This window comes from Pseudomonas laurentiana, assembly GCF_014648275.1.
In the GTDB taxonomy this organism is placed as follows: Bacteria; Pseudomonadota; Gammaproteobacteria; order Pseudomonadales; family Pseudomonadaceae; genus Aquipseudomonas; species Aquipseudomonas laurentiana.
Genome location: NZ_BMQU01000004.1, coordinates 105,786 through 125,305 on the forward strand (window position 1 = coordinate 105,786; position 19,520 = coordinate 125,305).

The window sequence follows — 19,520 nt, forward strand, 5'->3', positions numbered from 1 at the left end:
TGAGAATGGCGTCACATTAATGGCTAATGGATATTGCGAACATCAGGTCTCGCCTGATTGCTGCTAGGGGTTTCCCTGATGCTATCTGCGGTGTGCCATGGGGCGGTGTGAAGGGGATGAGTGCAGTAAAGCATGATGCTAAATTGACATCAATGGGCGCTCGGCATTTTATTTGAGGGGTCAAGCTGGGCGAAAAACGGCCGATACAGGGTCGAAGCATTCAATTTGCGAAACAGGGGTTTTCTAATGGCTGGCATTCTCGATACGGTAGACCAACGGACGCAGCTGGTAGGCGAGAACCGCCTGGAAATCCTCATGTTCCGTCTGGCTGGTCGGCAGTTGTTTGCCATCAACGTGTTCAAGGTTCAGGAAGTGCTGCAACTGCCTAAGTTGACGCTGATGCCTCAGCGTCATCCGTTTGTCTGCGGTGTCGTCAATCTTCGTGGGCAGACATTGCCGGTGATCGACCTGTCCCAGGCTATCGGCATGCGCCCGCTGCAACCCGGGCCGGACAGCACCATCATCGTCACGGAGTACAACCGCTCTGTGCAGGCCTTCCTGGTGGGAGGCGTTGATCGGATCGTCAACATGAACTGGGAGGCCATCATGCCGCCGCCGAGCAGTGCGGGTCGGCAGCATTACCTCACGGCCATCAGTAAGGTTGACGATCAACTGGTTGAAGTCATCGACGTTGAGAAGGTACTGGCGGAAATTGTTCCATACAGCGCCAAGGTGTCCCGTGACAAGCTCGACGACCCGGTGCTGGCCCGTGCCTTGGGGCGCGAGGTGTTGCTGGTGGATGACTCTACGGTGGCACTGGCGCAGTTGCGTGACACCTTGTCTCAACTCGGGGTGAAGATGCATGTGGCCAGTGACGGTCTGAAGGCATTGCGCATGCTCAAGGGCTGGGCCGATTCCGGTGAAGACGTGTGTGAGAAGCTGTTGATGGTGTTCACTGATGCGGAAATGCCGGAGATGGACGGTTACCGCTTGACCACCGAGATCCGTAGCGATGCCCGTTTGCGGGGGTTGTACGTGGTCTTGCACACCTCGCTGTCGGGTAGCTTCAACGAATCGATGGTGAAGAAGGTCGGTTGTGACAACTTCCTCTCCAAGTTTCAGCCCGACAAACTGGTTGATGTGGTGCGTGAGCGTCTGATGCTTGACCAGGCCAACGCCTGACGGGGCATCTCGAGCAGCGCCAGCTGGGTCTGCGGTGTAAGCTTGCTTCCTTACACACCTCAGGGAGCAGGCCACATGCAGTTGAGCGCGTTATACCGTTACCCTCTCAAGTCGGCCCAGGGAGAAGTGTTACAGCAGTCGTCTTGTGGGCTGCTGGGGCTGACTGGAGACCGACGCTGGATGTTGGTGGAGCGCGACAGCGGGCGCTTCCTGACCCAGCGTGCTCACCCTCGGATGAGTCAATTGTCTGCCCTTTATGATGCAGAGGGCGGCCTGCTGCTCAGTGCGCCAGGCCAAGACACACTTCGCGTTTCCATACCGGGCCCCGATGACGACCTGCGCGGTGTCACCCTCTGGCGCGATACCCTGCGTGTCCCGGATGCCGGGGATGCGGCGGCGGACTGGTTGAGCGTGTTCATGGGCATCGCTGTACGCCTGGTGCACGTACCGGAACAGCGTACCCGCTACCTGCCTGCCGGGTATGGCGAGAATAGCGACCGTGTCGCTTTTGCTGACGGTTTTCCCTTGCTGTTGATTGGCCAGGCATCGCTTGATGACTTGGTGCAACGTGTGGGGCGGCCGTTGACGATGCAGCGCTTTCGACCAAACCTGGTGGTCGAAGGGAGTGCTCCGTTTGCCGAGGATGGTTGGAAACGCATCCGCATCGGCACGCAGACGTTTCGCGTGCTCAAGCCATGTACCCGTTGCATCCTGACCACGATTGACCCGCAGACGGGTGAGCGCAGCGCCGACCGTGAGCCGTTGACTACGTTGAAGACGTTTCGACAGAAGGAGGGCGATGTGATGTTCGGGCAAAACCTGGTTGCCGATGGCGAGGGTGTGCTGGAGGTAGGGATGCCGGTAACGGTGCTGGAGTGAGAAGCGGTGTGCAGCCATGGAGCCTGTCAAGGCTCCATGGCTGCATCAGCGGGGGCTTACTGATCGTCAAAGTAGCGTTCGTGCCAGTCCACCAGTGGCTGTGGTGAGTTGAGCTTTTGCCCATAGATCACCGAGTAGGACAGCACGTTCTGTACATATTGGCGCGTTTCGTCGAAGGGGATCGATTCAACCCAGACGTCGAAGCTCAGGTGGTTGGCGCCCCGTAGCCATTGTCTGACACGGCCGGGGCCGGCGTTATAGGCGGCCGAGGCGAGCACCCGGTTGCCATTGAACTGGCCGTGTACCTGGCTCAGGTAGGCGGCGCCCAGCTGGATGTTCTTCTCCGGGTTCAATACCTGTGCCGGGGATGCCAGCGGAATGCTGAACTTGCGGGCGGTCTCTTTGGCGGTGGCAGGCATCAATTGCATCAGGCCGCTGGCGCCAACGCTGGAGCGCGCATCATCCATGAAGGCACTTTCCTGACGGGTAATGGCAAATACCCAGCTTGAGTGCAGTCCGCGGGCTTGGGCTTCGCGCACGAGGGTGTCGCGGTGCGCCATCGGGAAGCGGATATCCAGATCATCCCAGTACTGTGCCTGGCTGATGGTGCGAATGGCCGGGAAGTACCAGCGCATGTCGTACGCCAGCTTGGCTTGGGCAACCATCTCGTCGCGGTTGAAGTGGCGGCTGACGTGATACCACTCGCGGCGTCCGTCAACGATCTGTCCACGGGCATGGAACTCCAGGGCACGGCGTATGCCCGGAGTGTTGCGCACCTTGTTGATGACCTGCTGGCTCAGCACCAACGGCTTGCTGTTGAGCTGGTAGGGCGTTTGTGCGCGGTCGGCGGCAAGGAACCCATAGAAATCGCGTTCACGGGCGACGGTCTTGTACATCAGTGGAATTTGCGGGTTCTTCGGTTGTGCCAGTTCCAGGCTGCGGACTTGCCAGTAGCGCCAGCGGGTGCTGCTGGCCAGGTCTTGCGGCAAGCGCTTGGTCAGCTCGTAGGCATCCTCCCAGCGGCCCAGGCGCAGCAGCAGGCGCAGACGCCACTCGGTGACCGTGTTGTCGCGCAACTCTGGATCGTAGCGGGTCATCAGGTCGAGTGCGCGCGGATCGTAGCGGCGCGCCAGGGTCAGACCGATCTCGTTGGCAATTGCGACTTTCTCGTCACGCGAGAAGTGCATGCGATTGGCGTAGTCGTCGAGCAGCGCCATGGCCCGATCTGGATCCTGGCGAGCCAGGCGCCGCAAGCCGAGGCTGACCACGTCGGACATGGCTTCGTTGGCTGGGGCAAAGCGGCCCGGCTGATTCAGCAGTTCGGGTTTCTGTGCGACATCGATCAGCAGGCGGCCTTGTGGGGCGAGGGCGCTCAAGGTCTTGACCAGGTTGTTCGCCAGGGCGTAGTTGCGCGCCTGGGCGGCCAGCTTCAGCCGTTGCCAGCGCTTTTGCTCCGTCAACTGGCCTTCGGCGGCCCAGCGGTCGAACAAGGCATCGCAGGCTGTGGGTTGTGATTTACCCACCAGCCAGAGTTTTTCGGCACTGGCATAGCCTTCGGCGCGCTTGCCCTGAATCAGCAGGTGCTGGCCGTTGAGGCAATCGAGTTCGGTGAAGTTGAGCTTGGGGTCGTAGTAGCGGGCAAAGGTATCCCATTCGCCGCGATCAGCCAGCCAGCGCAACCAGCGCAGTTTCATCCAGTTGGCTTGTGGCAGGTCGCCATGTTCGGCGAGGAACTTCTCGATTTCGGCATTGCTGGCCGTTTTCAGGCGAGCGGTCAGCTCGTCATACGCCAGGTAAGGTTCGAGAGGATAGTCGCTCAGTGCCTGGGCGTAACGTCGGTACGGGCCGCTGTCGCCCTTGGCCAGGGCGCGCTTGGCTTCATCGTAATACTGGCGTTGCAGCGTGATATCGGTCGCCTGTGCGGCGCTGACCGCAGAGGCAGAAAGAACAATGCATGAAACGAGGGTGTACAGGCGACGGCGCATGATACTTCCGAACAGTTTGACCAAAACAAGTGTCGGCGTCGCCAGCACTGATGGGGATTACCTGGTTAAGCTTAGCCGGTTGCCGGGGGCTGATCAAAGCACTGTGCTTGTATCGAGTTGTAATGAAGGGCATGGCGCATAGAAGGTTCTTCCTTGATGTGAGTGTGTCGCAAACCGGGTAGAATACGCGCCCGGTTTTTGGAGAAGATCATGACCCTGCTCAAATTCAGCGATGTGTCCCTGGCTTTCGGCGCGATGCCGTTGCTGGACAAAGTGTCCTGGCAAATCGCCCGTGGCGAGCGGGTCTGCATCATCGGCCGCAACGGTACTGGCAAGTCGAGCATGATGCGCCTGGTCAAGGGTGATCAGAAACCCGACGATGGTGAAATATGGCGCGCGCCAGGGCTGAAGATCGGCGAGCTGCCGCAAGAGCTTCCGGTGGCCGACCAACGGACCGTGTTTGATGTGGTCGCCGAAGGCCTGGACGGCGTTGGAGCGCTGCTTGCCGAATACCACCACCTGAGTCAGAACATCACCAACGATGCTGACCTGGAAAAGCTCATGCATGTTCAGCATGACCTTGAGGCGCGTGATGGCTGGCGCCTGCAGCAGTTGGTCGACAGCACCCTGAGCCGCCTGCAGTTGCCCGCCGACAAGACCCTCGCCGAGCTTTCCGGCGGCTGGCGTCGTCGTGTCCTGCTGGCGCAGGCGCTGGTGTCCGAGCCGGACCTGCTGTTGCTTGACGAACCCACCAACCACCTGGATATCGGCGCCATCGCCTGGCTTGAAGATGCCTTGAGCGGTTTTGGTGGCGCAGTCCTGTTCATTACCCACGACCGTTCCTTCCTGCAGAACCTGGCGACCCGGATCCTTGAACTGGACCGTGGCGGCCTGATCGACTGGAACGGCGACTATGCCAGTTTCCTGGTGCACAAGGAGGCCATGCTGGCCGCCGAGGAAACCGCCAATGCGCTGTTTGACAAGCGATTGGCCCAGGAAGAAGTCTGGATCCGCCAGGGCATCAAGGCCCGACGTACCCGTAACGAAGGCCGTGTACGTGCGCTGAAGGCCTTGCGCGTCGAGCGCAGTGAACGTCGCGAGCGCCAGGGCAAGGCCAACATCCAGCTCGACACCGCCGAGAAATCCGGCAAGCAGGTGATGGTGCTGGAGAATGTCAGCTTTGCTCACCCAGGTGGCCCGAAGCTGGTGAACGATTTTTCCATGGTGCTGCAGCGTGAGGACCGTATCGGCCTGCTCGGTGCCAACGGTACCGGCAAGACTACGCTGCTCAAGCTGATGCTTGGCGACCTGCAACCTGTCAGCGGTACGGTTTCGTCCGGTACCCGGTTGGAAGTGGCCTATTTCGACCAGTTGCGTCATCAGCTGGACCTGGAAAAAACCGTTATCGATAACCTGGCCGAAGGCCGCGATTTCATTGATATCGATGGCCAGAGCCGTCATGTGCTCAGCTACCTCGGCGATTTCCTCTTCAGCCCGCAGCGCGCCCGGACCCCGGTCAAGGCGCTGTCGGGAGGAGAGCGTGCGCGCCTGTTGCTCGCCAAGCTGTTCAGCAAGCCTGCCAACCTGCTGGTGCTCGACGAACCGACCAACGACCTCGATGTAGAGACGCTTGAACTGCTTGAAGAGGTGCTGTCCAGCTTCAAGGGTACGGTGTTGATGGTCAGCCACGACCGGGCATTCCTCGACAACGTGGTTACCAGCACCCTGGTGTTCGAGGGTGAGGGTCGTGTGCGTGAGTATGTGGGTGGGTATCAGGACTGGATCCGCCAAGGCGGTTCGCCGAAGTTGCTCGGTGTGACCGAAAACAAATCCGGTAAGCCTGAGCTCAACAGTGCGGTGGTCAGCGCACCTGAGCCAGAGCCCGCAGCGGTTGTTCAACCGGTAGAGGCGAAGAAGAAGCTCAGCTACAAACTGCAGCGTGAACTGGACGCCTTGCCGGGGCAGATCGACGAGCTTGAGCAGAAGATGGCCGCCGTTCAGGCTCAAATCGCCGACTCAAGTTTCTATCAGCGCCCAATCGACGAGACCTCCAAGGTGCTCGCGCAGTTGGAGTCGATGCAGGGTGAGCTGGATGTGTTGGTAGAGCGCTGGGCTGAACTGGACAGTTGACGAGTTGGGCCCGTCGCGCGGTTGCGCGACGGGCCTGCGTGTCACTCGGGTTTTTTTGCCAGGCGCACGGCAAGTACGTCGCAGGGAGCGCCATGCAGTACGTCGTTGGCGGTGGAACCCAGTAGCAGGGCCAGCCCATGACGACCATGGCTACCGACCACGATCAGGTCGCAACCCTGTTCCTTGGCCAGCGTATGGATCTCCTGGCGTGGTTGGCCGTAGGTCAGGTGGACGTTGCTCTTGTTCAGTTCAGGGTATTTGTTGATGACGCGATCCATGCGTTCCTTGGCCTGATCGAATTGTTGCTGTTGCAGTTGTGACAGGTCCATCGGCACATCGCCGCCAAAGGCCATGGCCATGGGCTCGACGATATGCACCAGCGATACCTTGGTTTCGCCAGTGCTGGCGAGTTCACGGGCACGTTTTATGACCGGATCGCACTCTTCGGTAAGGTCTACAGCAACCAGTATGTGTTCGTAGGACATGAGAGGCTCTCCTGGCAATCGCAATGGTTAAAGTATGGTCGGTTTCGGGCTGATTGTTCTGGACTGAGATCAATCAGTTCGTCTTTAAGGCTTAATTAGGAACAACAGATATGACGGTCTGGCTGGTGGTGTCAATCCTTGCGCTGATTCTCAGCCCCATGGCGTGGCTGTTGCCGTCCCGTCGGCAGAGTGGGCGCATGGCGCTGCGCATGGAGGCTCGGCGTATGGGCCTGGCCATGCAATTGTCGCCGCAAACCTGGCCGCACTGGTTGCCAGAGGAGCCTCCCAGCACCTGTGCGCAGTACCATCGTGCCCGGCGCAAAGGGCGGGAGGACAACTGGTGCTATTGGCAGGTCGAAACCGGGCAGTGGCAGAATCAGTGGCGTGAACCCTGTGCCGATCCTCGGTTGCTGGAGCAGTTTGCCAAGCTGCCCGAGAGCGTTTACAAGGTCGAGGCGGGGCCCCAAATGATCGCGCTGTACTGGGGCGAGAAGGGTGAATCGGCTGTATTGCAAAATATTGCCGAAGTGCTCCGCAACCTGGCTTGAGCCTTCAGGCCATTCAAGAAAAAAGCCCGATCCATTCGTGATCGGGCTACGGGCCAGGCAGGCCGGCTATCATTCGTATGGCTTCGAGTGTAGCTGTGCTGCCGTATCAGGCTGCACATTCTGATTTTTCTTTTCCTCCATGTCTTGAAGGTTCACCGATTGTGGTGAGGCCGCGACGACTATCGTTTATATGAATGATGGTCTATCAGCGTGGCTGTGATTTTCCTGTTGCCCAGGGAAAGTGACCGGAAAGTCGCGTTTTCACGACACTTTTGTGTATTTGACAACCGAAGGGATTTCGGAGAATGTGTGCACACCCCAATCAAACGGGCGTATGAATTGAGCGTTTGTATTACAAGAAAGCGCTTCCAGAATCCCGACTATCGCGCTGACGGGTGTGCCTGGTGCAAGGGTTCGACAAACACAGGCTCATGGCCTGGCGAACCTTGCTCCAGCGATCGGCGTGTACTGTTCAGCTTCCATATCGTGGAGATCAGTTGATGATTTACGAAGGTAAAGCCATCACGGTTAAGGCTCTTGAAAGCGGCATCGTCGAACTGAAGTTCGACCTCAAGGGTGAGTCCGTCAACAAGTTCAACCGTCTTACCCTGAACGAACTGCGTCAGGCCGTGGACACTATCAAGGCCGATGCATCGATCAAGGGCGTGATTGTCAGCAGTGGCAAGGACGTGTTCATCGTCGGCGCGGATATCACCGAGTTTGTCGATAACTTCAAGCTGCCCGAGGCCGAGCTGGTCGCCGGCAACCTGGAAGCCAACCGCATTTTCAGCGATTTCGAAGACCTGCCGGTGCCGACCGTGGCAGCAATCAACGGCATCGCCCTGGGTGGCGGCCTGGAGATGTGCCTGGCAGCGGACTATCGCGTCATGGCCAGCAGCGCCAAGATCGGTTTGCCGGAAGTCAAGCTGGGGATCTACCCGGGCTTCGGCGGTACCGTGCGTCTGCCGCGCCTGATCGGTGCCGACAACGCGATCGAATGGATTGCCGCCGGCAAGGAGAACCGGGCTGAAGACGCGCTGAAAGTCGGCGCCGTCGATGCCGTGGTTGCGCCTGAGTTGCTGCAGGCAGCGGCATTGGACCTGGTCAAGCGTGCCATCAGTGGCGAGTTCGATCACAAGGCCAAGCGTCAGCCGAAGCTGGACAAGCTCAAGCTCAATGCCATTGAGCAGATGATGTCGTTTGAAACGGCCAAGGGTTTTGTCGCGGGCCAGGCTGGTCCGAACTACCCGGCGCCAGTCGAAGCGATCAAGACCATTCAGAAGGCGGCCAACTTCGGGCGCGACAAGGCCCTGGAAATCGAGGCTGCCGGTTTCGTCAAGCTGGCCAAGACCTCGGTCGCCCAAAGCCTGATCGGCTTGTTCCTGAACGATCAGGAGCTCAAGCGCAAGGCCAAGGCCCATGACGAGATCGCGCGTGATGTGAAGCAGGCTGCCGTACTCGGTGCCGGCATCATGGGTGGCGGTATCGCTTACCAGTCAGCGGTCAAGGGTACGCCGATCCTGATGAAGGATATCCGTGAGGAAGCCATCCAGTTGGGCTTGAACGAAGCCTCCAAACTGCTTGGCAATCGCGTTGAAAAAGGTCGCCTGACCCCGGCGAAAATGGCCGAAGCGCTGAACGCGATTCGCCCGACCCTGTCCTACGGCGACTTTGCCAACGTCGACATCATCGTCGAAGCCGTGGTCGAGAACCCCAAGGTCAAGCAAGCGGTACTGGCCGAGGTTGAAGGTCAGGTGAAGGAAGACGCAATCCTGGCCTCCAACACATCGACCATTTCCATCAACCTGCTGGCCAAGGCGCTCAAGCGTCCGGAAAATTTCGTCGGCATGCACTTCTTCAACCCGGTGCACATGATGCCCCTGGTCGAAGTCATTCGTGGCGAGAAGTCCAGTGATGTTGCCGTTGCCACCACCGTGGCTTACGCCAAGAAGATGGGCAAGAATCCGATCGTGGTCAACGACTGCCCGGGTTTCCTGGTCAACCGCGTACTGTTCCCTTACTTCGGTGGTTTCGCCAAGCTGGTCAGCGCCGGTGTCGATTTCGTTCGTATCGACAAGATCATGGAGAAGTTCGGTTGGCCTATGGGGCCGGCCTACCTCATGGACGTGGTGGGTATCGACACCGGTCACCACGGTCGTGACGTGATGGCCGAAGGCTTCCCTGATCGCATGAAGGACGACCGTCGTTCGGCTGTCGACGTGCTGTACGAGGCCAAGCGCCTGGGCCAGAAGAATGGCAAAGGCTTCTACGCCTACGAGACCGACAAGCGCGGCAAGCCGAAGAAAGTCGCTGATGCGTCGGTGCTGGAAGTGCTCAAGCCGATCGTCTACGAACAGCGCGAAGTGAGCGATGAAGACATCATCAACTGGATGATGATCCCGCTGTGCCTGGAAACCGTGCGCTGCCTGGAAGACGGCATCGTCGAGACCGCTGCCGAAGCAGACATGGGCCTGGTCTACGGCATCGGTTTCCCTCCCTTCCGTGGCGGTGCGCTGCGCTACATCGACTCGATCGGGGTGGCTGAGTTCGTTGCCCTGGCCGATAAGTACGCCGATCTGGGGCCGCTGTATCACCCCACCGCGAAGCTGCGTGAAATGGCCAAGAACGGCCAGAGCTTCTTCGGTTAAGCGCCCAACGATATAGAGCGAGAATGAATTTATGAGCCTGAATCCAAGAGACGTGGTGATTGTCGACTTCGGTCGCACCCCGATGGGCCGCTCCAAGGGCGGCATGCACCGCAATACTCGCGCCGAAGACATGTCGGCGCACCTGATCAGCAAAGTGCTGGAGCGCAACGCCAAGGTCGATCCTGGCGAAGTCGAGGACGTCATCTGGGGCTGCGTCAACCAGACCCTGGAGCAGGGCTGGAACATCGCCCGCATGGCTTCGTTGATGACCCAGATCCCGCACACCGCTGCCGGGCAGACGGTCAGCCGTCTGTGCGGTTCCTCGATGAGCGCGCTGCACACCGCCGCCCAGGCAATCATGACTGGCAATGGTGACGTTTTCGTCGTCGGCGGCGTCGAGCATATGGGTCATGTGAGCATGATGCACGGGGTCGATCCGAACCCGCACATGTCACTGCATGCGGCCAAGGCCTCGGGCATGATGGGCCTGACGGCTGAAATGCTTGGCAAGATGCACGGCATCAGCCGTGAGCAGCAGGATGCCTTTGGTCTGCGTTCGCACCAGCTCGCCCACAAGGCGACGGTTGAAGGCAAGTTCAAGGACGAGATCATCCCGATGCAGGGCTATGACGAGAATGGTTTTCTCAAAGTCTTCGACTACGATGAAACCATCCGGCCGGACACCACCCTGGAAAGCCTGGCGGCACTGAAGCCGGCGTTCAATCCGAAGGGTGGCACCGTGACGGCAGGTACCTCGTCGCAGATCACTGACGGTGCCTCGTGCATGATCGTGATGTCGGCGCAGCGCGCCAAGGACCTTGGCATTCAGCCATTGGCGGTGATCCGCTCGATGGCAGTGGCGGGTGTTGATCCGGCGATCATGGGCTACGGCCCGGTGCCGGCGACGCAGAAAGCGCTCAAGCGTGCCGGTCTGGGTATTGCTGATATCGACTTCTTCGAGCTCAATGAAGCCTTTGCAGCACAGGCACTGCCAGTACTGAAGGATCTGAAAGTGCTCGACAAGATGGATGAGAAGGTTAACCTGCACGGCGGCGCGATCGCACTGGGTCACCCGTTTGGTTGCTCCGGTGCTCGAATCTCCGGCACCCTGCTCAATGTCATGAAGCAGAATGGCGGTACCTTCGGTGTCTCGACCATGTGCGTAGGCCTGGGTCAGGGCATTACCACCGTTTTCGAACGCGTCTAAGCGTTTGGCGGTAGGAAGCCGGGGCCTTGTGCCCCGGTTTTTGTTTGTGCAGGATATTTTTCTCAAGAGGGCAGGCAGCATGCAGATACAACCAGGCGTATACCGGCATTACAAAGGGCCTGAGTATCGTGTATTCAGTGTCGCCCAACACTCCGAAACCGAGGAGTGGGTCGTGTTTTATCAAGCGCTCTATGGCGAGTTTGGCCTGTGGGTGCGGCCAGTTTCGATGTTCCTCGAGTCGGTCGAGGTTGACGGCGAGCAGGTGCCACGCTTTGCTTTGGTCAAGGCCGAAGAGACGTTGTTTACCTGTGGCGATGCCGAAGCCGGCTAGTTCACTGCGCTTGACCTCACTCTGTTGCCACTATATATAGCGGTGCCACGTCAGGTACCTGCCGTGTTTTTATTTTCAGTATTCAGGAATTTTCCGATCCATGGGCAAATCGCTGGTCATTGTGGAATCCCCGGCTAAGGCCAAGACCATCAACAAGTACCTGGGCAACCAGTACGTGGTGAAGTCGAGTATCGGCCATATCCGAGACCTGCCCACCAGCGGTTCGGCCAGCGCCAGCAAGGAGCCTGCTGCCAAGCGCGGCAAGGCTGCCGCGGCGGAGGGGCCGGTACTCACGCCCAAGGAAAAGGCGCGCAAGCAATTGGTCGCTCGCATGGGCGTAGATCCCGACCACGGCTGGAAAGCCAAGTACGAGATCCTTCCTGGCAAGGAAAAGGTCATCGAAGAGCTGCGCCGTCTGGCCAAGGATGCTGACACCATCTATCTCGCAACCGACTTGGATCGCGAGGGGGAAGCCATTGCCTGGCACCTGCGCGAAGCCATCGGTGGTGATGATGATCGTTACAAGCGCGTGGTGTTCAACGAGATCACCAAGAAAGCCATTCAGGAAGCGTTCTCCCAGCCGGGCGAACTGGATATCGACCGTGTCAATGCCCAGCAAGCACGTCGCTTCCTCGATCGTGTAGTGGGCTACATGGTGTCGCCGCTGTTGTGGCAGAAAATTGCCCGTGGCCTGTCGGCCGGTCGTGTGCAGTCGGTAGCAGTCAAGCTGGTGGTCGAGCGCGAGCGCGAGATCCGCGCCTTCATCCCGGAAGAGTACTGGGAGATCCACGCCGACCTTGGCACCGCCAAGAATGCCAAGGTGCGCTTTGAAGTGGCACGTGAGAACGGTGAAGCGTTCAAGCCGCTCAACGAAGCCCAGGCGATGGCTGCGCTGGAAAAGCTCAAGGCGTCCAGCTATAGCATCGTCAAGCGCGAAGACCGCCCGACCAGCAGCAAGCCGTCGGCACCGTTCATCACCTCGACCCTGCAGCAGGCTGCCAGCAACCGCCTGGGCTTCGGTGTGAAGAAAACCATGATGATGGCCCAGCGTCTGTATGAGGCCGGTTACATCACCTATATGCGTACCGACTCGACCAACCTGTCGGTCGATGCCGTGGAAATGGCTCGCAGCTATATCGAGAGCGAATTCGGCAAGAAGTACCTGCCTGAGGCGCCAATCGTGTACGGCAGCAAGGAAGGCGCTCAGGAGGCTCACGAAGCGATTCGTCCTTCCGACGTCAATACCCATCCGAGCAAGCTCAGTGGTATGGAGCGCGACGCCGAACGCCTCTACGAGCTGATCTGGCGCCAGTTCGTCGCCTGCCAGATGCCACCGGCACAGTACCTGTCGACCACCGTCAGCGTGAAAGCCGGGGAGTTCGAGCTGCGTGCCAAGGGCCGTATCCTGAAGTTCGACGGTTATACCCGGGTCATGCCGCAACAGAGCAAGCCGGGCGACGACGACGTGCTGCCGGAAATGGAGCAGGGCGAAAGCCTGAAGCTGATCCAGCTCGACCCAAGCCAGCATTTCACCAAGCCGCCGGCGCGCTTCTCCGAAGCCAGCCTGGTCAAGGAAATGGAAAAGCGCGGTATCGGTCGCCCGTCGACCTACGCAGCGATTATTTCCACCATCCAGGACCGCGGTTATGTCACCTTGCACAACCGCCGTTTCTACTCCGAGAAGATGGGCGATATCGTCACTGAGCGGCTGTCCGAGAGTTTCTCCAACCTGATGGACTACGGCTTCACCGCCGGCATGGAAGAGAACCTCGATGACGTCGCCCAGGGTGAGCGTGATTGGAAGAGCGTCCTCGATGAATTCTACGGTGACTTCAGCAGCAAGCTGCAGGCGGCCGAGTCGAGCGAAAACGGCATGCGTGCCAACCAGCCGACACTGACCGATATTCCGTGCCGTGATTGCGGTCGTCCGATGATGATCCGTACTGCCTCGACCGGCGTGTTCCTCGGTTGCTCCGGTTACAGCCTGCCGCCGAAAGAGCGCTGCAAGGCGACGGTCAACCTGGTGCCGGGTGACGAGATTGCCGCTGATGACGAGGGTGAGTCCGAGTCGCGGGTACTGCGCAACAAGCACCGCTGCCCGATCTGCGCCACGGCGATGGATGCCTACCTGCTCGATGAGAAGCGCAAGCTGCATATCTGCGGTAACAACCCGGATTGCGTCGGCTACGAAATCGAAGAGGGCAACTATCGCATCAAGGGCTATGAAGGCCCGAGCCTTGAGTGCGACAAATGCGGCAGTGAAATGCAGTTGAAGACGGGGCGTTTCGGCAAGTTCTTCGGCTGTACCAACACCGAGTGCAAGAACACCCGCAAGCTGCTCAAGAGCGGTGAGGCGGCGCCGCCGAAGATGGATGCGGTGAAAATGCCGGAGCTCAAGTGCGAGAAGGTCGATGACACCTACGTGCTGCGTGACGGCGCCTCGGGCTTGTTCCTGGCGGCCAGCCAGTTCCCGAAAAACCGTGAAACCCGTGCGCCGCTGGTCATCGAGATCGTTCCGCACAAGGACGAGATTGATCCTAAGTACCATTTCCTGTGCGAAGCGCCCAAGAAAGACCCTGAGGGTCGTCCGGCGGTTATCCGTTACAGCCGCAAGACCAAGGAGCAGTACGTACAGACCGAGGTAGACGGCAAGCCTACCGGGTGGCGTGCGTTCTACGATGGCAACGCCTGGAAGGTCGAAGACAAGCGCTGATCGTTCTGGCGCAGTCGAAGGCCGCATCCGACCTGTGTCGGATGCGGCCTTTTTCATTTCAGGGCTAGACACCGCTTGCGGTCGGACTGGGCATCCCTGAAACTGGCAGGCCCGCCTTGCAGCCTTTCGGAGGGCATCCAGATGGCCCAGGAACTCTATACCCGCACTAACCAGAAGATCTATTTCGCTGGCCTGGCCCTTGAGGCGCTTGGCAAGGCGCAGGAGAGTCGGGCGATGAATGCCCAGGCGCTGACTCAGGCCGAGCGTGAATCAGCACTCTTTCACCTCTATGGGGCGTTACTGGGGCTGTGCCATGAAATCGCGGGCTTCTACCGTTTACCGCAAGCCGGTGCGCCACGTGTCGAGCTGCTGCTGACCGCTGAAGTGCTTGAGGCGGTGGCCATTCCTGAAATGGCTGAGCTGATCGAGTTGGCGCGTCAACCGGAAACCTGGCTGTCACATTTACTCAGTGCTTATGCCAATTTGTTCCGACCGCCTGTCGCGGCAAAAAAACCGAAAACCGACGTTACTCAGCCATTGATTCAGGCGGTCAGCCTTGATGAGCCTGAGGTTGAGCCGCTGTCGCGGGAAGAATTGGAGCTTTGGCGGCAGAATCTCAAAAGCCTGACCGTTCGTTTTCGCGAGGGTTTGAGTGAGTGCTGAGTTCACCGGCGGCTGGTACAATGCCAGCCTTTCGTGGAGAACAGCCCTTTATGCCAACGTCCTTTCTAGAAATTGTCGAGTTACCTGACGGTCGCATCGAACTGCGCCGCGCCGAGGACGAAGGGTCGCTGGTTACCCTGGACTTCTCTGAGGACGCCAAGGCTTTTCTGCAAGGGCAGCACGTAGAAGTGGCCAAGGCCATGCTCAGCGTGGGCGTGCAGATGGCTGGCAAGCTGGTTGAAGGCGAGATCGAGCGTGAAGACGGCCCGCGGGTCTTGCATTAATCGCCCTTGAGGCTTCTCCGTTCTGGAGAAGCCTTGTCTGTTACCGTGTATTGACCTGCTGGATATCAGCCAAGGCGGATATTCAGGCTTTGCGCGTGCCCGGCTCGTGCTGCATTGACCAGTTGCTGGCGTGCGGAAGTACTGACCGGGTTTAGCCAGCTCACTACGGTGTGACTGCGGCCCAGGCGCAAGGCATCGCAGGCCAGCTGCAGTGCGCTTTGGGTGTGCCGTGGCTGCAGCAGCAGAATGCGTTCGCGGTTCAGGCCGGCATCGCGTAGCCAGGCTTGTGTCAGGCTGACAGGTGGCGCGATCAGGGTTAGCCAGCGGGCATCCTGCTCTTCGCTCAACTCGCGAAGCATTGGGGCCAGCAGGCTTTGGCAGTTCCCCAGTGCGCCTCGGAAGGAAAGCTCACTGAATACCTCGGGATCGTTGTTCGGTCGCGAAGGCTCTGCAGGCTTCAGGCGCGGCAGGACCGGCTGGGCCAGGAACGCCTCGAACAACGGCAGTTGGGCTTGCTGAGGTACATGGGGGAACTGCATAACGCCTCCTAATTAACGGCGAATAACGCCGACGCTCAAGCCTTCGATCACCAGTTCCTGCTCTTTGAGGTCGACCTCGATGGGGGCGAACTCTGGGTTTTCGGCCATCAGCCAGACCTTGTTGCCTTCGCGTTTGAAGCGTTTGACCGTGACTTCGTCGCCGATACGCGCCACGACGATCTGGCCGTTGCGGGCTTCGCGGCAGGTGTGAACTGCCAGCAGGTCGCCGTCCAGAATGCCGACATCCTTCATGCTCATGCCGTGAACGCGCAGCAAGTAGTCAGCCTTGGGGTGGAAGAAGCTTGGGTTGATGCTGCAGGATTGCTCAATGTGTTGCTGGGCGAGGATGGGCGCACCCGCGGCAACTCGGCCAATGATTGGCAGGCCGCTGTCGTCGCTCTTGGCCTCGAAACCCGGGATGCGGATGCCGCGAGAGGCGCCCGGGGTCATTTCGATAGCGCCCTTGCGGGCCAGCGCCTTGAGGTGTTCCTCGGCAGCGTTGGGCGACTTGAACCCCAGCTCCTGGGCGATTTCCGCACGTGTTGGCGGGAAGCCGTTGTCTTCCAGGCAGCGTTTGATAAAAGCCAGAATCTCAGCTTGGCGTGGCGTCAGTTTTAGCATGTCGATCGCTCTGTCTTTTTATACAGTGACTGGGATTATATACAGTAGAGGTGGGTTGGCAACACATAAGCTTCATGTGGCTGACTGCAGGCGGTTCACAGGCGCCAAAGGGTGTGCGCTCGTTGCCTGAGGCCAGCGGCTCGAAGCTGTGATTAAATACGTGACCCACCAGCCAGAAAACGGCTGCCCAGACTTGACAAAACCCTGGGTTGAAACGTATGTTTCAAACAAGTGTTTGTCAGGCGGAGTAGTCATGGCCCAGTCGGAAACCGTTGAACGCATTCTCGATGCAGCAGAGCAGTTGTTCGCGGAAAAAGGTTTTGCCGAAACCTCGTTGCGGCTGATCACCAGCAAGGCCGGCGTCAACCTGGCGGCGGTGAACTACCATTTTGGCTCCAAGAAGGCCCTGATCCAGGCGGTCTTTTCGCGTTTTCTCGGGCCTTTCTGCACCAGCCTGGAGCGTGAGCTGGAGCGTCGCCAGTCGCGCCCGGAACAAAAACCGACCCTCGAAGAACTGCTGGAAATGCTGGTGGAGCAGGCGCTGGCGGTGCAGCCGCGCAGCGGCAACGACCTGTCCATCTTCATGCGCCTCCTGGGGCTGGCGTTCAGCCAGAGCCAAGGGCACTTGCGACGCTATCTGGAAGACATGTACGGCAAGGTGTTCCGCCGGTACATGTTGCTGGTCAACGAAGCGGCACCGCGTATCCCGCCAATCGAACTGTTCTGGCGTGTGCACTTCATGCTCGGTGCTGCAGCCTTCAGCATGTCTGGCATCAAGGCATTGCGTGCGATTGCCGAAACCGATTTTGGGGTCAACACCTCCATCGAGCAGGTCATGCGCCTGATGGTGCCGTTCCTGGCAGCCGGTATGCGCGCCGAAAGTGGTGTGACCGATGAAGCCATGGCGGCTGCGCAGTTGCGCCCGCGGAGCAAGTCGGGCAGTGCGCCACTGCCTGCCAAGGCCTGATGCAACGGCGGGGCGCTTCAGCTAAGCTAGCGCCCCATGCCTACTCTCGATTTACTGCATATTTCCATCGCCGATCAATGCCTCTATGGGTTTGCCCAGGGGCGCCTTGTCGTGCGCGTTCCGGTATCCACCGCGCTCAATGGTGCGGGGGAAACCAGTGGTTCCGGGTGCACCCCTCGCGGTCGCCATCAGGTTCGCGCAAAAATCGGCGCGGGCTTGCCCTGCGGCGCGGTGTTGAGGGGGCGACGCTGGACGGGTGAAACCTGGACGCCGGCGCTGCACGAGCAGTTTCCCGGGCGAGACTGGATTCTCTCGCGCATCCTCTGGCTCAGTGGCTGTGAGCCTGGGCGCAATCGCCTCGGGCCGGTCGATACCTTCCGCCGTTATATCTACCTGCATGGCACGCCGGACTCGGAACCCATGGGCGTCCCGCTGTCCCATGGTTGTGTACGCCTGCGCAATGCCGACCTGGTGAGCCTGTTCGAGCAGGTGCCGGTGCATTGCCCTGTGCAGATCGAAGAAGCCGCGTGCCCCGAGTGGGCCACGGCCTCCCTCAACTGAAGGATCATTTATGAGCGCCAGCCTGCAAGGCTCCCTGATGGTGGACGTCGCCGGTACCTGGTTGACCGCCGAAGACCGTCAACTCCTGCGCCAGCCCGAAGTGGCCGGCCTGATCATTTTTGCCCGCAACATCGACTGCCCGCGCCAGGTGCGAGAGCTGACCGCTTCCATTCGCGCCATTCGTCCCGACCTGATCCTGGCGGTCGACCAGGAGGGTGGGCGGGTTCAGCGCCTGCGTCAGGGCTTTGTGCGTTTGCCGGCCATGCGCGCCATTGCCGATAACGACAACGCCGAGTACCTGGCTGAACAATGCGGCTGGCTGATGGCGACCGAGGTGCTGGCGGTTGGTCTGGATCTCAGCTTCGCGCCAGTGCTGGACCTTGATCATCAGCGCAGTGCGGTGGTTGGCAGCCGTGCGTTCGAAGGCGACCCTGAGCGCGCTACGGTATTGGCCGGTGCGTTTATTCGTGGCATGAACGCGGCGGGTATGGCGGCCTGTGGCAAGCACTTCCCGGGTCATGGCTGGGCTGAAGCGGACTCGCACGTGGCGATCCCGACCGATGAGCGCAGCCTTGCGCAGATCCGCGCTGCCGACCTGGTTCCATTCACGCGGTTGAGCGGGCAGTTGGCCGCTGTGATGCCGGCGCACGTGATTTACCCGCAGGTCGATAATCAGCCTGCCGGTTTCTCGCGGCGCTGGTTGCAGGACATTCTGCGTGGCGAACTGGGTTTTGATGGCGTGATCTTCAGCGATGACCTGTCGATGGCGGGTGCGCACGTCGTTGGCGACGCTGCCAGTCGAATCGAGGCCGCCCTGAGCGCGGGTTGTGACATGGGGCTGGTGTGCAATGATCGGGCGGCGGCAGAGCTCGCGTTGTCTGCAGCCCAGCGCATGAAGGTAAAGCCGTCGCCACGTATCGCGCGCATGCGCGGGCAAGGCTTTGCCACTACCGAGTATCGCCAACAGCCACGCTGGCTTGCGGCTTTAGGGGCTTTGCAAGAAGCCCAGTTGATCGATTAAGGACACACAATGACTGTTTACGCCATTATCGGCGGTACCGGCCTGACTCAGCTCGAGGGCTTGAACATTCGTCAGGCACTGCCGATGGATACGCCCTATGGGCGGCCTTCGGCTGACGTATTGGTGGGTGAGTATGCCGGTCGTGAAGTGCTGTTCCTGGCCCGGCATGGTCATCCGCACCGCTTTCCGCCGCATAAGGTGAACTACCGTGCCAACCTGTGGGCGTTGAAGCAGGCAGGCGCCGAGGCCATCCTTGCAGTGAACGCCGTGGGTGGCATTCACGCAGCCATGGGCACCGGGCACTTTTGTGTGCCACATCAGCTGATCGACTACACCAGTGGTCGTGAGCATACGTATTTTGCCGATGACCTGGAGCAGGTCACGCACATCGACTTCAGCTACCCCTACAGCGAGCCGCTGCGGGCCCGGTTGATTGCCGCGCTGGCGGCCGAAGGTGTCGGTTACAGCAGTCATGGTGTTTATGCCTGCACCCAGGGGCCGCGCCTGGAGACCGTTGCCGAGATCGCCCGTCTTGAGCGTGATGGCTGCGACATCGTCGGCATGACCGGCATGCCGGAGGCTGCATTGGCGCGTGAGTTGGAGCTGGACTATGCCTGCCTGGCTTTGGTGGTGAACCCGGCGGCGGGTAAATCAACAGCTGTAATCACCATGGCTGAAATCGAGCAGGCACTGCACGATGGCATGGGCAAGGTGAAATCGACTCTGGCGCGGGTATTGGCAGGTTGATTGTTGCTG

Annotated in this window: 18 protein-coding genes; 14 read left to right on the plus strand and 4 right to left on the minus strand. The window is 59.7% G+C overall.

Features of this window, described 5'->3' with window-relative positions; genetic code table 11:
* Positions 1–246: 246 nt before the first annotated feature.
* Both IE038_RS05865 and IE038_RS05870 read left to right on the plus strand, forming a co-directional pair.
* On the plus strand, positions 247–1,182 hold the full coding sequence (locus IE038_RS05865) for a chemotaxis protein CheV (protein WP_163939439.1): 936 nt from the start codon (positions 247–249) through the stop codon (positions 1,180–1,182).
* A gap of 75 nt (positions 1,183–1,257) precedes the next feature.
* Positions 1,258–2,061: an MOSC domain-containing protein gene (locus tag IE038_RS05870; RefSeq protein WP_163939441.1), complete on the plus strand. Its 804-nt coding sequence runs from the start codon at positions 1,258–1,260 to the stop codon at positions 2,059–2,061.
* A gap of 56 nt (positions 2,062–2,117) precedes the next feature.
* On the opposite strand, the gene IE038_RS05875 is transcribed toward IE038_RS05870, so the two are convergent.
* Positions 2,118–4,046 carry a transglycosylase SLT domain-containing protein gene (locus IE038_RS05875; protein ID WP_163939443.1) on the minus strand — a complete coding sequence of 643 codons (1,929 nt, stop codon included), beginning with the start codon at positions 4,044–4,046 and terminating at the stop codon, positions 2,118–2,120.
* 210 nt (positions 4,047–4,256) lie between these two features.
* Between IE038_RS05875 and IE038_RS05880 the strand changes: the two genes are divergently transcribed.
* Complete coding sequence (locus IE038_RS05880; RefSeq protein WP_189395298.1) at positions 4,257–6,176, plus strand: ATP-binding cassette domain-containing protein; 1,920 nt, start codon at positions 4,257–4,259, stop codon at positions 6,174–6,176.
* Positions 6,177–6,217: 41 nt separating this feature from the next.
* Here the strand turns inward: IE038_RS05880 and IE038_RS05885 are convergent, their stop codons facing one another.
* Complete coding sequence (locus tag IE038_RS05885) at positions 6,218–6,661, minus strand: universal stress protein (protein ID WP_189395299.1); 444 nt, start codon at positions 6,659–6,661, stop codon at positions 6,218–6,220.
* A gap of 110 nt (positions 6,662–6,771) precedes the next feature.
* Here IE038_RS05885 and IE038_RS05890 point away from each other — a divergent pair, with 110 nt between their 5' ends.
* The 7 genes from IE038_RS05890 to IE038_RS05920 all read left to right on the plus strand — a co-directional run bounded on the left by IE038_RS05890 (position 6,772) and on the right by IE038_RS05920 (position 15,055).
* Positions 6,772–7,209: a hypothetical protein gene (locus IE038_RS05890; RefSeq protein WP_163938514.1), complete on the plus strand. Its 438-nt coding sequence runs from the start codon at positions 6,772–6,774 to the stop codon at positions 7,207–7,209.
* 500 nt (positions 7,210–7,709) lie between these two features.
* Positions 7,710–9,857 (plus strand): fatty acid oxidation complex subunit alpha FadB, encoded by a 2,148-nt coding sequence (fadB, locus tag IE038_RS05895; RefSeq protein ID WP_163938516.1) that lies wholly within the window; start codon positions 7,710–7,712, stop codon positions 9,855–9,857.
* A gap of 31 nt (positions 9,858–9,888) precedes the next feature.
* Complete coding sequence (gene fadA, locus IE038_RS05900; protein ID WP_163938520.1) at positions 9,889–11,064, plus strand: acetyl-CoA C-acyltransferase FadA; 1,176 nt, start codon at positions 9,889–9,891, stop codon at positions 11,062–11,064.
* A 79-nt stretch (positions 11,065–11,143) separates the two neighbouring features.
* Positions 11,144–11,395 carry a DUF1653 domain-containing protein gene (locus tag IE038_RS05905; protein WP_163938524.1) on the plus strand — a complete coding sequence of 84 codons (252 nt, stop codon included), beginning with the start codon at positions 11,144–11,146 and terminating at the stop codon, positions 11,393–11,395.
* 100 nt (positions 11,396–11,495) lie between these two features.
* Positions 11,496–14,108: a type I DNA topoisomerase gene (gene topA / locus IE038_RS05910; protein WP_189395300.1), complete on the plus strand. Its 2,613-nt coding sequence runs from the start codon at positions 11,496–11,498 to the stop codon at positions 14,106–14,108.
* A gap of 141 nt (positions 14,109–14,249) precedes the next feature.
* Positions 14,250–14,771 carry a DUF6586 family protein gene (locus tag IE038_RS05915; RefSeq protein WP_163938526.1) on the plus strand — a complete coding sequence of 174 codons (522 nt, stop codon included), beginning with the start codon at positions 14,250–14,252 and terminating at the stop codon, positions 14,769–14,771.
* Between the two features lie 50 nt (positions 14,772–14,821).
* Positions 14,822–15,055, plus strand: coding sequence for a hypothetical protein (locus IE038_RS05920; RefSeq protein WP_065758458.1), 234 nt, complete (start codon positions 14,822–14,824; stop codon positions 15,053–15,055).
* Positions 15,056–15,120: 65 nt separating this feature from the next.
* Here IE038_RS05920 and sulA read toward each other — a convergent pair whose 3' ends face one another.
* Both sulA and lexA read right to left on the minus strand, forming a co-directional pair.
* A complete protein-coding gene (gene sulA, locus IE038_RS05925; RefSeq protein ID WP_189395301.1) occupies positions 15,121–15,594 on the minus strand; it encodes an SOS-induced cell division inhibitor SulA in 474 nt (157 codons plus the stop codon).
* Between the two features lie 12 nt (positions 15,595–15,606).
* Positions 15,607–16,215 carry a transcriptional repressor LexA gene (gene lexA / locus IE038_RS05930; RefSeq protein WP_189395302.1) on the minus strand — a complete coding sequence of 203 codons (609 nt, stop codon included), beginning with the start codon at positions 16,213–16,215 and terminating at the stop codon, positions 15,607–15,609.
* 253 nt (positions 16,216–16,468) lie between these two features.
* Here lexA and IE038_RS05935 point away from each other — a divergent pair, with 253 nt between their 5' ends.
* From IE038_RS05935 to IE038_RS05950, 4 genes are read left to right on the plus strand one after another with little or no spacing between them, the layout of a single operon-like run.
* Positions 16,469–17,182, plus strand: a complete 714-nt coding sequence (locus IE038_RS05935; RefSeq protein WP_189395303.1) for a TetR/AcrR family transcriptional regulator — start codon at positions 16,469–16,471, stop codon at positions 17,180–17,182.
* A 36-nt stretch (positions 17,183–17,218) separates the two neighbouring features.
* Positions 17,219–17,743 carry a L,D-transpeptidase gene (locus IE038_RS05940; protein WP_163939076.1) on the plus strand — a complete coding sequence of 175 codons (525 nt, stop codon included), beginning with the start codon at positions 17,219–17,221 and terminating at the stop codon, positions 17,741–17,743.
* Between the two features lie 22 nt (positions 17,744–17,765).
* Complete coding sequence (nagZ, locus tag IE038_RS05945) at positions 17,766–18,764, plus strand: beta-N-acetylhexosaminidase (RefSeq protein ID WP_189395348.1); 999 nt, start codon at positions 17,766–17,768, stop codon at positions 18,762–18,764.
* Between the two features lie 9 nt (positions 18,765–18,773).
* Positions 18,774–19,511, plus strand: coding sequence for an S-methyl-5'-thioinosine phosphorylase (locus IE038_RS05950; protein WP_065758464.1), 738 nt, complete (start codon positions 18,774–18,776; stop codon positions 19,509–19,511).
* Positions 19,512–19,520 lie beyond the last annotated feature (9 nt).

Bases quoted from the DNA above. Each gene is read 5' to 3' on its own strand.
- IE038_RS05865 (WP_163939439.1), top strand. From the start codon at position 247: ATGGCTGGCATTCTCGATACGGTAGACCAACGGACGCAGCTGGTAGGC.
- IE038_RS05870 (WP_163939441.1), top strand. From the start codon at position 1,258: ATGCAGTTGAGCGCGTTATACCGTTACCCTCTCAAGTCGGCCCAGGGA.
- IE038_RS05875 (WP_163939443.1), bottom strand. From the start codon at position 4,046: ATGCGCCGTCGCCTGTACACCCTCGTTTCATGCATTGTTCTTTCTGCC.
- IE038_RS05880 (WP_189395298.1), top strand. From the start codon at position 4,257: ATGACCCTGCTCAAATTCAGCGATGTGTCCCTGGCTTTCGGCGCGATG.
- IE038_RS05885 (WP_189395299.1), bottom strand. From the start codon at position 6,661: ATGTCCTACGAACACATACTGGTTGCTGTAGACCTTACCGAAGAGTGC.
- IE038_RS05890 (WP_163938514.1), top strand. From the start codon at position 6,772: ATGACGGTCTGGCTGGTGGTGTCAATCCTTGCGCTGATTCTCAGCCCC.
- fadB (WP_163938516.1), top strand. From the start codon at position 7,710: ATGATTTACGAAGGTAAAGCCATCACGGTTAAGGCTCTTGAAAGCGGC.
- fadA (WP_163938520.1), top strand. From the start codon at position 9,889: ATGAGCCTGAATCCAAGAGACGTGGTGATTGTCGACTTCGGTCGCACC.
- IE038_RS05905 (WP_163938524.1), top strand. From the start codon at position 11,144: ATGCAGATACAACCAGGCGTATACCGGCATTACAAAGGGCCTGAGTAT.
- topA (WP_189395300.1), top strand. From the start codon at position 11,496: ATGGGCAAATCGCTGGTCATTGTGGAATCCCCGGCTAAGGCCAAGACC.
- IE038_RS05915 (WP_163938526.1), top strand. From the start codon at position 14,250: ATGGCCCAGGAACTCTATACCCGCACTAACCAGAAGATCTATTTCGCT.
- IE038_RS05920 (WP_065758458.1), top strand. From the start codon at position 14,822: ATGCCAACGTCCTTTCTAGAAATTGTCGAGTTACCTGACGGTCGCATC.
- sulA (WP_189395301.1), bottom strand. From the start codon at position 15,594: ATGCAGTTCCCCCATGTACCTCAGCAAGCCCAACTGCCGTTGTTCGAG.
- lexA (WP_189395302.1), bottom strand. From the start codon at position 16,215: ATGCTAAAACTGACGCCACGCCAAGCTGAGATTCTGGCTTTTATCAAA.
- IE038_RS05935 (WP_189395303.1), top strand. From the start codon at position 16,469: ATGGCCCAGTCGGAAACCGTTGAACGCATTCTCGATGCAGCAGAGCAG.
- IE038_RS05940 (WP_163939076.1), top strand. From the start codon at position 17,219: ATGCCTACTCTCGATTTACTGCATATTTCCATCGCCGATCAATGCCTC.
- IE038_RS05950 (WP_065758464.1), top strand. From the start codon at position 18,774: ATGACTGTTTACGCCATTATCGGCGGTACCGGCCTGACTCAGCTCGAG.